Here is a 12,099-nt window from a genome sequence, read left to right as displayed (position 1 = left end):
GGGCCCGGCGGGTGAGGGTCCGGCGGGTCAGGGGGTCCGGCGGGTCAGGAAGCGGGTCATGCCGGCCTGGGCCAGGCCCGCCTGCTCCACCTGCCGGGCGGCCACGGTCTCGGCCTCGAAGGCGCGCTCGACCTCGGCCAGCGGCGGGCGCAGCAGCCCCAGGTGCACGGCGGTGGCGGTGCCCGGCCGGGTCCAGTGGCGCACCCGCGCGATCGCCGTCTCCACCAGCTCCTCGGCGGGCACGAGCTCGTCCAGCAGCCCGGCCGCCAGCGCGTCGGCGGCGCTCAGGCGGGCCGAGTCCAGCACCAGCCGCAGCGCCCGGCCGCGGGCCAGCCGGAGCAGCAGGTGACTGGCCGCGTTCGAGATCGACAGGCCGAGGTGGTTCTCGGGGAAGAAGTACTCGGCGGCCGGGGCGGCGCCGATGCGGGTGTCGAAGCAGAGCGTCCACTCGGCGGCGCCGCCGACGGCCGGGCCGTTGACCGCGGCGACCACCGGCACCCGCGTCTCCAGCACGGCCCTGGTCATGTCATGGAACGACTCGACCTCCGCCTCCAGCGGCTTGCCCGCCGCCTCGGCGATGTCCTCGCCCGCCGAGAACGCCCGGCCGGCGCCGGTCACCACGATTCCCCTGGCGGTACGGCCGTGCGCGCGGACGGCCGCGGCCAGGTCCCGCCGCATGCCGGCGGTCAGGGCGTTCAGCTTCTCGGGGCGGGCGAGGGTGATCACGGCCACCTCGTCGCGTACGGTCACGTCGATCATGCCGGGTCCTCCGTGGGAATGGCGGGGGCGGCGCGGTGGTCGCGGCCGGGGCGGAGCAGGTGGCGCTTCTCGATGCGGGCGGACGGAGTGAGCGTGAACGACTCCACGAACTCCACGTACGCCGGGACCTTGAAGCGGGCCAGGCGTTCCCTGGCGTGGGCGATGACGGCGGCGGCCGTGCCGGCGTCGGCGGCGTGACCGGGGCGGAGCTGGAGGAACGCCTTGGGCAGCTCGCCGAAGAGGTCGTCGGGGATGGGCACCAGGGCCGCGGACAGGACCGCGGGATGCCCGGCGAGCACGCTCTCGACCTCGGCGCACGAGATGTTCTCACCGCCCCTGCGGACCATGTCCTTCAGCCGTCCGGCGTGCCGGATGCGGCCTCGCGCGTCGCGGACGCCGAGGTCGCCGGTGTGGTACCAGCCGCCGCGGAAGGCGTGCGCGGTGGCCTCGGGATGGTTCCAGTAGCCGGTCATCATGGGTGTGCCGCGGACCAGGATCTCGCCTGTCTCCTCGTCGAGCCGGACCTCCTTGCCGGGCGGCGGCGTGCCCAGCGCGCCGGTGCCGACGGTGTCGTCGGCGTCCGGGGCGGCCATCAGGTCGCAGCCGCTCTCGGTGGAGCCGTACAGCTCGCGCCAGGGCGCGCCCCAGCGCTCCTCGAACGCGCGGTGCAGGCCGGGGGCGATGCCCGAGCAGAGCACGAGCCGCATCCGGTTGTCGCGGTCGAGGGGGCTCGGCGGCTGCTTGTGCATCAGCAGGGGCATGGTGCCCAGCACGTACGTCAGGGTCGCGCCGTGCTCACGGACGGCGGGCCAGAAGCCCGAGGCGGAGAACCGGGGGAGCACCACCTGCGGGATGCCGCCGAGCAGGCAGAGCAGGGTGGTCCACTGCGGGTCCATGTAGGAGTACGCCTGGGCGATCAGCAGGACGTCGTCGTCGCGCAGGCGTACGAGGTCGGCGACGACGCGGGCGGTCCTGATCCAGTAGTCGTGGGCGAGCAGGCAGGCTTTGGGGAAGCCCGTCGTCCCCGACGTGTACTGAAAATTGGCGATATTGTCCGCGCTGAGGGATATGTCGAGAGGTGGGCCATCCGTCAGCTCGTCCACGAGGTGCACCACGCCCGGCACCCGCGCGGCGTGTTCCGCGCCGGTCAGGGTGGCGACCGCGCCGGAGTCGCGCAGAACGTGCTCCAGGTCGGCGGCCTGGTACCGCACGTTCACGGGGACGGTGACCGCCCCCGCCTTCAGGACGGCGAACCAGCTCAACGGCCACCACGGCTCGTTGTCCAGCATGACGGCCACCCGGTCGCCGGGGCGTACACCCTGGCCGGCCAGCGCGCGGGCCAGGCGGTCGGAGACGGCGTCGGCCTCGACGAAGCTCAGCGAGGTCGCAGGGAGGGCGGGTGAGGGGGCGGGGAAACGGAGGAACTCGCGCTCGCCGTACGTGCTAGCGGCGTGCCTCAGCAGGTCGGGGATCGTGGTGTGCATCCGGCGGCTCCCACGGGAAGACGGGCAGCAGGCGTCGATCGAGGGGCGCCACGACCGGGCCGGCGGCGCGTACGGCGGCCAGGCCGATCGTGACGAACTCCGCGCACACCTGCTCCAGCGTCGAGTCCCCGTCGGGGCGGTACCACTCGCTGGTGCCGGTGCACATGGACATGAGGGCGAGGCGGGTCAGCTTCTGGTCGGCGACGTGGAAGACGCCTTCGGCGACGCCGTCGGCCAGGGCGCTCTTCCAGTGGCTCTCGTAGGCGTCGCGCAGGGCGATGACCTCGGTGTGGGCGGGCGAGCCGGGGGTCAGGGAGCGGAGCTCGCCGTCCATGACGCGGCTGGTCAGGGGGGTGAGCGCGTGCAGGGCGGTGAGCGAGGTGATCAGCAGGGCGAGGCGGTCGGCGGGACGCGTGGCCCCGGCCAGGACGCGGGCGGTCGAGTCGATCAGCCCTTGCAGGCCGGTCCGCATGAGGTCGGCCAGCAGGGCTTCCTTGCTGTGGACGTGGTGGTAGACGCCGGCGTTGGTCAGGTTCACCGCCCTGGCCAGGTCTCGGATGCCGGTGGCGGCGTAGCCCTGCCGGGCGAAGAGCCGCACCGCGGCCGTCCTGATCCGGAGCAGTGTGTCCACGTCCATGGCGACCTAACGAACGTTCGGTTGCTTGTTACGCTGGAAAATACCCCATGTCCCCAGAAATCGCCATAGGTTGACTCTGACACCGTGTGAGCCCCTACTTCTGGACCGGACATGTTCAGCATCGGAGATTTCGCCCGGCTGGGGCTCGTGTCCGTACGCATGCTCCGCCACTACGACGCCATCGGCCTGCTGCGCCCCGCGCACGTGGACCCGCTCACCGGCTACCGGTCCTATCAGGCCGCGCAACTGGCCAGACTCAACCGGATCGTCGCCATCAAGGACCTCGGCTTCACGCTGGAACAGGTCCGGACGATCCTGGACGAGAAGGTCAGCACCGAAGAGCTGCACGGCATGGTACGGCTGCGCCGCGCCCAGCTGGAGGCCCGGATCAGCGCCGACCTGGCCAGGCTGCGCGGCGTCGAGGCGAGACTCCGCAGCATCGAGACGGAGGGCCACATGAGAACCGCGGAAGTCGTGCTCAAGAAGGTCGACCCGGTACGGGTCGCGCAGCTCGGCGCCAGGGCGGCCAGCTACGAGGGCGAGGACGTCGGCCCGGTGATCGGGCCGCTGTTCGCCGAGATCTGCGCCCGCGTGGAGCGGGCGGACGTCCGCGTGGTCGGCCCCGGCCTGGCCTACTACCGCCAGGAGGACGACGGCTCGGTCATGGTCCACGCCTGCCTGCCGGTCAACGTGGACCCCGATCCGCGCCACGACTTCGGGATCAGGGACCTGCCCGCGATCGGCACGGCGGCCACGATCATCCACCACGGCCCGATGGAGGCCGTCGGGCCGACCTTCCAGGCCCTGGCCCACTGGATCGAGGAGAACGGCTACCGCTCGCTCGACCTGGCGAGAGAGGTGTCGCTGCACTGCCCGGAGGACCGCGCGGAATGGGTGCACGAGCTGCAGATCGAGGTGGCCCCGGCCTAGTGGAGGCGACCGAGCTGGAACATCACCGGGTCGAGCTGACCGGCTACTGCTACCGGATGCTCGGCTCGGGCTTCGAGGCCGAGGACGCGGTGCAGGAGACGTTCGTCAGGGCGTGGCGCACGTACGAGCCGGGGCGGGGGCCGTTGCGCCCGTGGTTGTTCCGGCTCGCCACGTCCGTCTGCCTGGACATGTTGCGCGGGCCGCAGCGGCGGGCGCGGGCGATGGACCTCGGGCCGGCGGCGCGTCCCGGTGACCCGCTCGGCGACCCGCTGCCCGGAGACGCCTGGGTGTGGCCGGTAGCCGACGGGCGCGTGTTGCCGGCCGACCCGGCGGAGCTGGCGGTGGCCAGGGAGAGCGTGCGGCTGGCGTTCGTGGCCGCGCTGCAAGGGCTGCCGCCGCGGCAGCGGGCCGTGCTCATCCTGCGCGACGTGCTGAAGTGGCAGGCCGCCGAGGTGGCGGGCCTGCTGGGGATGAGCGTCGCGTCCGTGAACAGCGCGTTGCAGCGGGCCCGCGCCCGGCTCCCCGCGGTCGCCCCCGAGGATGCCGAGGTCGACGGGAGGCTGCTCGACCGCTACGTCTCCGCCTTCGAGCGGTACGACGTGGACGCGCTGGTCTCGCTGCTGCACGAGGACGCGACGATGTCGATGCCGCCGTTCGCGTGGTGGCTGCGCGGCCGGGAGGCGGTCAGGGCGGTCCTGCTGGCCGCCGGCGCGCCCTGCGCGGGCGACCGCCTGCTGCCGGCCGGGGCGAACGGCGCGCCCGCCTTCGCCCAGTACCGGGACGGGGAGGCGTTCGCCCTGGTAGTCCTGGAGATCGGCGGCGGAGTCGTCACCGGCGTGACCACCTTTCTCGATCCCCGGCTGGTGCCGTCCTTCGGCCTGCCGATGAGTTTCGGCCGGCCGCTCCGTACTGACAGGTGAAGGAGGACAGACACATGCCACAGATCGTCGAACTTCCCGAGCGTCCTTACCTCGGGATCAAGAAGACCATCACGATGACCAGCTTCGGCCTCGTCGGAGACCGGATCGCGGAGATGATCGGCTGGCTCGCCGAGCGCGGGCACACGATGGCCGGAGCCCCGTTCTTCCGGTACCACAGCATCGACATGCCGGAGGACCGGCTGGTGGTGGAGGCGGGCGTGCCCGTCACCGCGCCCATCACCGAGCCCGTGGAGGGCGAGTTCCACGTGGGCACGCTGCCGGCGGGCCGTTTCGTCACCGAGTCCCATCACGGCCACCCCGACCAGCTCTCCGGCGTCATCGAGTCGGTGCTGACGTGGGCCGCCGAGCAGGGCCTGACCTGGGACATGACCGAGAAGGACGGCACCGAGCACTGGGGCTGCCGGCTGGAGCTGTACCAGACGGACCCGCGGATCGAGCCCGACCTGAACAAGTGGGACATCGACCTGCAGTTCCGCCTGGCCTGAGCCGGCCGTCACGCCGCGTTCGCGCGGGGCAGCAGCGAGGTCAGCAGCGCGGCCAGCACGAACAGGGCCGCGCCCGCCAGGCCGATCGCCACGATCCCGCTGAGGAACGCGGCGTGACTGGCCGCCAGCAGCTCGGCGGCCTGCGCCGGGGCGAGCCCCCTGGCCGCGGCCGCCGCTGCCGCCACGGTCTCCCTGGCCGCGCCGGGCACGTGCGCGGGCAGGGCGTGGTGGTAGACGGCCGCCGCGGCCGTGCCGAGCAGGGCCAGGCCGAGCGTCCCGCCCAGGAAGTTGCCCGACTCGGCCAGCGAGGCCGCCGACCCGGCCTTCTCCGGCGGCACCGACCCGACCACGATCCCCGTGCCCAGGGCGAACAGCGGGCCGGTGCCCAGCGCCAGCACGGTGATGGCGGTGATCACCACCGGCAGCCCGGCCTCGGCCTGCGTGAGCAGCGCCGCCCCGGCGGCCGCCAGCGTCAGGCCGCCCATGATGGCGGTGCGGGGGGCGACGCGGCGGGTCAGGGCCGGGGTGAGCGTGGTCCCCAGTGCGACGCCGAGCCCCATGGGCGCGAACCACAGTGCCGACTGCGCCGGGGTGTGCCCCAGCACCGACTGAAGGTACTGGGTGACCAGGAGGCCGGTGCCCGCCATGGCGATGCCCGCCAGCACCAGGGCGGTCAGGATCAGGGTGAGCGGGCGCTGGGTGAACAGGCGCAGGTTGAGCAGGGGAACGTCGAGCGTGAGCTGCCGCCGTACGAACGCGGCCCCGAATGCCACGCCGACCGCGATCGCCGCGAGCGGCGCGCCGGGCCCGGCCGACGCCGACGAGGCGGCCAGCTCCTTGACGCCCCAGACCACCGGCAGGATCGCCAGCATCGACAGCGCGACGCTGGCCAGGTCCATGCGCCCGCCGTCCGGGTCGCGGAACTCCGGCAGCAGCAGCACGCCGCCCACAAGCAGCACCGCGATCACGGGGACGGCCAGCAGGAACACCGACCCCCACCAGAAGTGCTCCAGCAGCAGCCCGCCGACGACCGGCCCGAGCGCGGCCCCGGCGAACTGGCAGGTGGCCCAGGCGGCGATGGCCGTGCCGCGCTGCCGGGCGTCGCGGAACATGTTGGTGATGAGCGCGAGCGTGGAGGGCATGAGCGTGGCGCCCGCGACGCCCAGCACCGTACGGGCGGCGATCAGCATGGCGGGGCTGACCGCGTACGCCGCCGCGAGGGAGGCGACGCCGAAGGCCGCCGCGCCGGTCAGCAGGAGCCGGCGGCGGCCGATGCGGTCGCCGAGGCCGCCCATCGTGATGACCAGCCCGGCGACCATGAACCCGTAGATGTCGATGATCCACAACTGCTGGACGGCGCTCGCCCCCAGCTCCACGCTCAGCCGGGGCAGCGCCAGGAACAGCGCGTTGATGTCGACCGCGACGAGCAGGGTGGGCAGGGCGAGCACCGCCAGCCCGGCCCATTCGCGCCGCCCGGCCCTGGGTTCGGCGGCGGTCTCGGTGAGATGCGGCATGTCGGGAGCCTCCTGGTGTCGTCCGATTCACCAGGAGGTCGGAGCCCGGCTCGCGCGCTCGACGTGCTTTCCGGAAAAGTTTCGCGGGGCATGTCGAGAGGGACGCGCCGGCTCCGACCCCAGCACGACGGAACGCGCACGACCACGAGGAGAGACGATGAAGTTTCTGTTGATCATGCAGGTGAACCAGCAGGTCATGGACACCCTGAGCGAGGAGCAGCGCGACCTGATCATGAGCGGCCACGGCGCCTTCATGAAGACGATCCAGGAGTCGGGCGAGATGATCGGCACGCAGGCGCTCGGCGACCCGTCCACCAGCGTCGTCGTCCGCACCCGCAACGGCCTGCCGGCCGTGACCGACGGCCCCTTCCTGGAGGCCAAGGAGTACATGGGCGGCTACTACATCGTCGACTGCGAGAGCCGCGAGCGCGCGATCGAGCTGGCCGGCATGATCCCCGACAGCAGGATCGAGGGCCTGGCGATCGAGGTCCGGCCGATCATGTTCTCGGCGGGCGCCGACATGTGACCTGCCGGTGGGCCCGCGGCGCGGGCCCACCGGTCTACAGGCCCAGACAGGCGGTCAGGCCGGCCTTCAGACCGTCGAGATCGCGGGCGGCCGACGCGCGCGCCTGCGACACCTCACCGGTCACCGGCACCACGACCTCCAGGTAGCACTTCAGCTTGGGCTCGGTGCCCGACGGGCGGACCACGACGCGCCCGCCGTCCGACAGGTGGAAGCGCAGGCCCTCGGTCGGGGGCAGGCCGCCGTCGCCGCGGCTCAGGTCGTCCACGGCCTCGACCGTGTGGTCGCCCAGCGTGGCGGGCGGGGCGGCGCGCAGGCGGTCCATCGCGCCGGAGATCAGCGACAGGTCGGCGACCCGGAAGCTGAGCTGGGACGTCGCGTGCAGGCCGTACCGGACGGCCTGGTCGTCGAGCAGGTCGAGCAGCGTGCGGCCGTCGCGCTTGGCGGCGGCGGCGACGGCGGCCACGGTCAGGGCCGCGCCGATGCCGTCCTTGTCGTGGACCGGCAGGCCGGCGTCGGAGCCGACGCAGTAGCCGATGGCCTCCTCGTAGCCGAAGACCAGGCCCTCACCCGCCTTGACGATCCACTTGAACCCGGTCAGCGTCTCGCCGTAGCGCACGCCGTGGGCCTGCGCGATCTTGCTCAGCAGGGTCGAGGAGACGATCGTGGTGGCCACCAGCCGGTCGCCGGTGGTGTGGGTGATCACGTGCTCGGCCAGCAGGCCGCCGACCTCGTCGCCGGTCAGCATGCGGCACGTGCCGTCGGGCAGCGGCACGCCGACCGCGCACCGGTCGGCGTCGGGGTCGTTGGCGAGCACCAGGTCGGAGCCGAGCTTGGCGGCCAGCGCGACCGCCAGGTCCATCGCGCCGGGCTCCTCCGGGTTGGGGAAGGCCACCGTCGGGAAGTCGGGGTCGGGGTTGCGCTGCTCCTCCACGGCCATCGGCGTCTCGAAGCCCGCCGCGAGGAAGGCCCCCGTCAGCGTCCCCGAGCCCACCCCGTGCAGCGGCGTGTACGCCACCCGCAGCTCGCGCGCCTCGCCCAGCGGCAGGGCGGTCACCGCGTCGATGTAGTCGTCGACGATGTCCTCGCCCAGCTCGGTGAGCGTGCCTGGGCCGTCGAGGGGGAGCTGGTCGACCCGGCCCACCGCGTCGATGGCGGCCGAGATCTCCCGGTCGACCGGCGGCACGATCTGCGAGCCGTCTCCCCAGTAGACCTTGTAGCCGTTGTCCCTGGGCGGGTTGTGGCTGGCGGTGACCGTCACGCCCGCGTCGGCCCCGAGGTGGCGTACGGCGAAGGCCAGCACCGGCGTGGGCAGCGGGCGCGGCAGCAGCGAGACGTGCAGCCCCGCGCCGGTCAGGACGGCCGCGGTGTCCCTGGCGAACACGTCGGACTTGTGTCGGGCGTCGTAGCCGATCACGACGTGCTTGCCGGCGCCCAGCACACCGGCCAGACCGGCGGCGGCGCGCATGACGGTGACCCGGTTCATCCGGTTGGGGCCCGCACCCAGCTCGCCGCGCAGGCCGGCGGTGCCGAACTCCAGCTTGGCCTGGAACCGCTCGCGAAGTGCGGGCAGGTCGTCGTCCTCCAGGAGGTCGGACAGCTCGGCCCGGGTGTCGGGGTCGGGGTCCTGGGCCAGCCACTGGCGGGCGCGGCGCAGCAGGTCGGCGTCCACGGGCGGGAGCGGGACGTCCCCCTCGCCCTCCGGCGGGATGCCGGCGCTCACAGGCGGTCCACCACCTTGGCCAGCAGCACGCCCATGCGGGCGGCCGTGGCGCGGCCCACCTCCAGGACCTCCTCGTGGTTGAGCGGCTCGCCGGACAGGCCCGCCCCCGGGTTGGTGACCAGGGAGACGCCGAGCACCTCCAGGTTCGCCTCGCGGGCGGCGATGGCCTCCAGCACGGTGGACATGCCCACCAGGTCGCCGCCGAGCGTGCGCAACATCCGGATCTCCGCGGGCGTCTCGTACGTCGGGCCGCGGAAGGCCACGTAGACGCCGTCGGCCAGGGTCGGGTCGATCTCGCGGACCAGGGCGCGCAGGCGGCGCGAGTAGACCTCGGTGAGGTCGATGAAGGTGGTGCCGGTGATCGGGTTGGCGCCGGTCAGGTTGACGTGGTCGCTGATCAGCACCGGGTCGCCGACGTTCTGGGTCTCCGGCCGCAGGCCGCCCGCCGCGTTGGTCAGGACGATCGTGCGCACGCCCGCCGCGGCCGCCGTGCGCACGCCGTGGACCACCGCGTCGACGCCGAGGCCCTCGTACAGGTGGGTGCGGCCGAGGAAGACCAGCGCGTGCCGCCCGGACGGCGTGCGCACGACGCGGATCTTGCCGCCGTGCCCGGCCACGGCGGGGGCGCGGAAGCCGGGCAGATCGGTGAACGGGATCTCGGCCACGGTCTGCCCGATCGCGTCGGCGGCGGGGACCCACCCCGACCCCATGACGAGGGCCACGTCGAAGGTGTCGAGGCCGGCCGCGCCGGTCAGGGCGGCGGCGGCCTCTACGGCCAGGGTGTATGCGTCGTTGCTCACATCTCAGTAGTTTAGGAGCAGCCTGTCCAGAACCCGCACCCCGAACTGCAGCGCGTCCACCGGCACCCGCTCGTCCACGCCGTGGAACATCGAGGCGAAGTCCATGTCGCCGGGCAGCCGCAGCGGCACGAACCCGAACCCGCGCACCCCGAGGTCGGCGAAGAAGGTCTTGTTGTCGGTGCCGCCCGACATGCAGTACGGCACCGCCCGCGCGGTCGGGTCCTCGGCCTTCAGCGCCGCGATCATCGACTCGACCAGCGCGCCGTCGAACGTCGTCTCCAGCGCGATGTCGTGGTGCACGAACTCGCGGCGCACGTTCGGCCCGATGAGCGAGTCGACGGTCTTGAAGAACTCCTCCTCGAAGCCGGGCAGGAAACGCCCGTCCACGACGGCCGTGGCCTGGCCGGGGATGACGTTCGACTTGTAGCCGGCGTCGAGCTGGGTCGGGTTGGTGGTGTGGCGGAGCGTCGCGCCGACGAACCGCACCAGCGGGCCGAGCTTGTCCAGCAGCGGGGCCGGGTCGTCCTCGTCGAACGGCAGGCCGAAGGCGTCGGCGACCTCGGTGAGGAACTGGCGCACGGTCGGCGTGTAGGTCAGCGGCCACTCGTGCCCGCCGAGCCGGGCCACGGCCTTGGCGACCTCGGTGACCGCGTTGTCGGAGTTGAGCATCGAGCCGTGCCCGGCGGTGCCGTCGGCGACCAGCTTCATCCAGGCCAGGCCCTTCTGGGCGGTCTCGATCAGGTACAGCCGCAGCGACGGGTCGACCTCCAGCGAGTAGCCGCCGACCTCGCTGATGGACTCGGTCACGCCCTCGAACAGCTCGGGGTTGTTGGCCGTGAGGTACTTGGCGCCGTACACGCCGCCGGCCTCCTCGTCGGCGACCCAGGCGAAGACGATGTCGCGGCGCGGACGGCGTCCCTCGCGCTTCATCTGGCGCAGCACGGCCAGCATCATCGCGTCCATGTCCTTCATGTCCACGGCGCCGCGGCCCCAGATGTAGCCGTCCTTGACCTCGCCGGCGAACGGGTCGACCGACCAGTCGGCGGCGTTGGCGGGCACCACGTCGAGGTGGCCGTGGACGAGCAGCGCGGGCAGCGACGGGTCGGTGCCCTCGACGCGGGTGACCACGTTGCCGCGGCCCGGCTCGCTCTCGACGTACGTCGCCTCGATGCCGACCTCGTCCAGCCTGGCCATGACGACCTCGGCCGCGGCCCGCTCGCCGGGGCCGCTGCCGTCCCCGTAGTTGCTGCTGTCGACGCGGATCAGCTCCACGCACAGGTCGGCGACTTCCTTCTCGGCAGGTGTCATGGCGTCTTCTCCAGGGTGAGCAGTCCGGATTTGTGCAGGTGACCGCGTTTGTACGCGCGGGTGATGAGGGTCAGGTCGCTGTCGGTGATCTCGTCGAGCCGGCCGAGCACGTCGGTCATGAAACGATAGAGGTCCGCCTCGTGGGCCACCGCCACCTGCACGATGAGGGAGTGGGTGCCCGAGGTGGCGGCGCAGTAGCGCACGTTGGGGTGCTCGGCCAGGCGCCGGCCGGTCTCGCCCAGCCCGTACGGCCGCACCTTCAGCCACAGCATGGCCTCGACCTCCAGCCCGAGCAGCGCGGGCTCGACCTCGGCGCGCGGCAGCAGTAACCGCCGGTCGACGAGCGAGGCGACCCGCCGGCGCGCGGTCGGCACGGACAGGTCGAGCCGTTCGGCGATCGTGGTGAAGGCGGCCCGGCCGTCGGCCGCCAGCAGCTCGGCGATCTCCTTCTCCAGCGGCGACAGGCCGTCCTCGTCGGGCAGGTCGGGGGGCGGCGGCGCGGGGCGCAGCTCGGCGACCTCCCGGTCGGTGAGGAAGGGCGCGTGCCACTCGGCCACGGTGGTGAACGTGTGCAGCACGACCTGGGTCTGCGTCTGGAGCACGCCGTCGATCTCGCTGATGTCGTGGGCCAGGATGGTGTGCAGGTCCTGCCGCGACGGCGGCACCAGCTCGCAGGCCAGGTCGGCGGCCCCGGTCAGCGCGTAGACCGACCGTGTGTCGCGCCGGTCGGTGAGCGATCTGGCCACCTGGGCCGCCGTGCCGGGCCGCACCTGGACGTGCAGGTGCGCGGGGCGGCCGTGGCCGGTGCGCAGGTCGTCGTAGATCGCGGTGACGCGGACGACGCCGTCGGCGATGAGCCGCTGGAGCCGGCGGGCGACCGTGCGTTCGTGCTCGCCGACCACCCTGCCGATCTCGCCCCACGAGGCGCGTGGGCTCACCTGCAGCGCGGCCACGAGCCGCCGGTCGAGAACGTCCACCTGCAACCGCTTCCGTGT

At 72.9% G+C, this 12,099-nt stretch carries 12 protein-coding genes; 4 read left to right on the top strand and 8 right to left on the bottom strand.

Annotated elements, in window-relative coordinates; all coding sequences use genetic code 11:
* Positions 1-27 precede the first annotated feature (27 nt).
* From ACNF49_RS52465 to ACNF49_RS52455, 3 genes are read right to left on the bottom strand one after another with little or no spacing between them, the layout of a single operon-like run.
* A complete protein-coding gene (locus tag ACNF49_RS52465) occupies positions 28-759 on the bottom strand; it encodes an enoyl-CoA hydratase/isomerase family protein (RefSeq protein ID WP_482942327.1) in 732 nt (243 codons plus the stop codon).
* Positions 756-2,243: an AMP-binding protein gene (locus ACNF49_RS52460; RefSeq protein WP_482942326.1), complete on the bottom strand. Its 1,488-nt coding sequence runs from the start codon at positions 2,241-2,243 to the stop codon at positions 756-758. Before ACNF49_RS52460 ends, ACNF49_RS52465 begins: the two co-directional genes overlap by 4 nt.
* Positions 2,203-2,874 carry a TetR/AcrR family transcriptional regulator gene (locus ACNF49_RS52455; protein WP_498703726.1) on the bottom strand — a complete coding sequence of 224 codons (672 nt, stop codon included), beginning with the start codon at positions 2,872-2,874 and terminating at the stop codon, positions 2,203-2,205. Before ACNF49_RS52455 ends, ACNF49_RS52460 begins: the two co-directional genes overlap by 41 nt.
* Positions 2,875-2,991: 117 nt before the next feature.
* Between ACNF49_RS52455 and ACNF49_RS52450 the strand changes: the two genes are divergently transcribed.
* From ACNF49_RS52450 to ACNF49_RS52440, 3 genes are read left to right on the top strand one after another with little or no spacing between them, the layout of a single operon-like run.
* On the top strand, positions 2,992-3,810 hold the full coding sequence (locus ACNF49_RS52450) for a MerR family transcriptional regulator (protein ID WP_482942324.1): 819 nt from the start codon (positions 2,992-2,994) through the stop codon (positions 3,808-3,810).
* Positions 3,771-4,730: an RNA polymerase subunit sigma-70 gene (locus tag ACNF49_RS52445; RefSeq protein WP_482942323.1), complete on the top strand. Its 960-nt coding sequence runs from the start codon at positions 3,771-3,773 to the stop codon at positions 4,728-4,730. The genes ACNF49_RS52450 and ACNF49_RS52445 overlap by 40 nt, the downstream gene beginning before the upstream one ends.
* Positions 4,731-4,744: 14 nt before the next feature.
* A complete protein-coding gene (locus tag ACNF49_RS52440) occupies positions 4,745-5,236 on the top strand; it encodes a GyrI-like domain-containing protein (protein ID WP_357969849.1) in 492 nt (163 codons plus the stop codon).
* Between the two features lie 8 nt (positions 5,237-5,244).
* On the opposite strand, the gene ACNF49_RS52435 is transcribed toward ACNF49_RS52440, so the two are convergent.
* The gene (locus tag ACNF49_RS52435) at positions 5,245-6,750 is read right to left on the bottom strand and encodes an MFS transporter (protein ID WP_482942322.1); all 1,506 of its coding nucleotides are present in this window, start codon (positions 6,748-6,750) and stop codon (positions 5,245-5,247) included.
* A 157-nt stretch (positions 6,751-6,907) separates the two neighbouring features.
* Here ACNF49_RS52435 and ACNF49_RS52430 point away from each other — a divergent pair, with 157 nt between their 5' ends.
* Positions 6,908-7,276 carry a YciI family protein gene (locus ACNF49_RS52430; protein WP_482942321.1) on the top strand — a complete coding sequence of 123 codons (369 nt, stop codon included), beginning with the start codon at positions 6,908-6,910 and terminating at the stop codon, positions 7,274-7,276.
* Between the two features lie 34 nt (positions 7,277-7,310).
* On the opposite strand, the gene ACNF49_RS52425 is transcribed toward ACNF49_RS52430, so the two are convergent.
* The 4 genes from ACNF49_RS52425 to ACNF49_RS52410 are packed head-to-tail and all read right to left on the bottom strand — an operon-like array spanning position 7,311 to position 12,081.
* Positions 7,311-8,945: a phospho-sugar mutase gene (locus tag ACNF49_RS52425; RefSeq protein WP_482945698.1), complete on the bottom strand. Its 1,635-nt coding sequence runs from the start codon at positions 8,943-8,945 to the stop codon at positions 7,311-7,313.
* Positions 8,946-8,992: 47 nt separating this feature from the next.
* Complete coding sequence (locus ACNF49_RS52420; RefSeq protein WP_357702426.1) at positions 8,993-9,796, bottom strand: purine-nucleoside phosphorylase; 804 nt, start codon at positions 9,794-9,796, stop codon at positions 8,993-8,995.
* Between the two features lie 3 nt (positions 9,797-9,799).
* A complete protein-coding gene (locus ACNF49_RS52415) occupies positions 9,800-11,104 on the bottom strand; it encodes a M20/M25/M40 family metallo-hydrolase (RefSeq protein ID WP_357969855.1) in 1,305 nt (434 codons plus the stop codon).
* Entirely contained in the window at positions 11,101-12,081 is a 981-nt protein-coding gene (locus tag ACNF49_RS52410) for an Lrp/AsnC family transcriptional regulator (RefSeq protein ID WP_482942320.1), read from the bottom strand. Before ACNF49_RS52410 ends, ACNF49_RS52415 begins: the two co-directional genes overlap by 4 nt.
* Between the last annotated feature and the right edge of the window lie 18 nt (positions 12,082-12,099).

The organism is Actinomadura sp. ATCC 39365, assembly GCF_054392275.1.
The sequence above is the reverse complement of the archived record's forward strand: the minus strand, read 5'-3'. Positions and strand labels throughout refer to the sequence as shown.

Coding starts and splice junctions, on each gene's coding strand:
- ACNF49_RS52465 (WP_482942327.1), bottom strand. CDS start 759: ATGATCGACGTGACCGTACGCGACGAGGTGGCCGTGATCACCCTCGCC.
- ACNF49_RS52460 (WP_482942326.1), bottom strand. CDS start 2,243: ATGCACACCACGATCCCCGACCTGCTGAGGCACGCCGCTAGCACGTAC.
- ACNF49_RS52450 (WP_482942324.1), top strand. CDS start 2,992: ATGTTCAGCATCGGAGATTTCGCCCGGCTGGGGCTCGTGTCCGTACGC.
- ACNF49_RS52445 (WP_482942323.1), top strand. CDS start 3,771: ATGGGTGCACGAGCTGCAGATCGAGGTGGCCCCGGCCTAGTGGAGGCG.
- ACNF49_RS52440 (WP_357969849.1), top strand. CDS start 4,745: ATGCCACAGATCGTCGAACTTCCCGAGCGTCCTTACCTCGGGATCAAG.
- ACNF49_RS52435 (WP_482942322.1), bottom strand. CDS start 6,750: ATGCCGCATCTCACCGAGACCGCCGCCGAACCCAGGGCCGGGCGGCGC.
- ACNF49_RS52430 (WP_482942321.1), top strand. CDS start 6,908: ATGAAGTTTCTGTTGATCATGCAGGTGAACCAGCAGGTCATGGACACC.
- ACNF49_RS52415 (WP_357969855.1), bottom strand. CDS start 11,104: ATGACACCTGCCGAGAAGGAAGTCGCCGACCTGTGCGTGGAGCTGATC.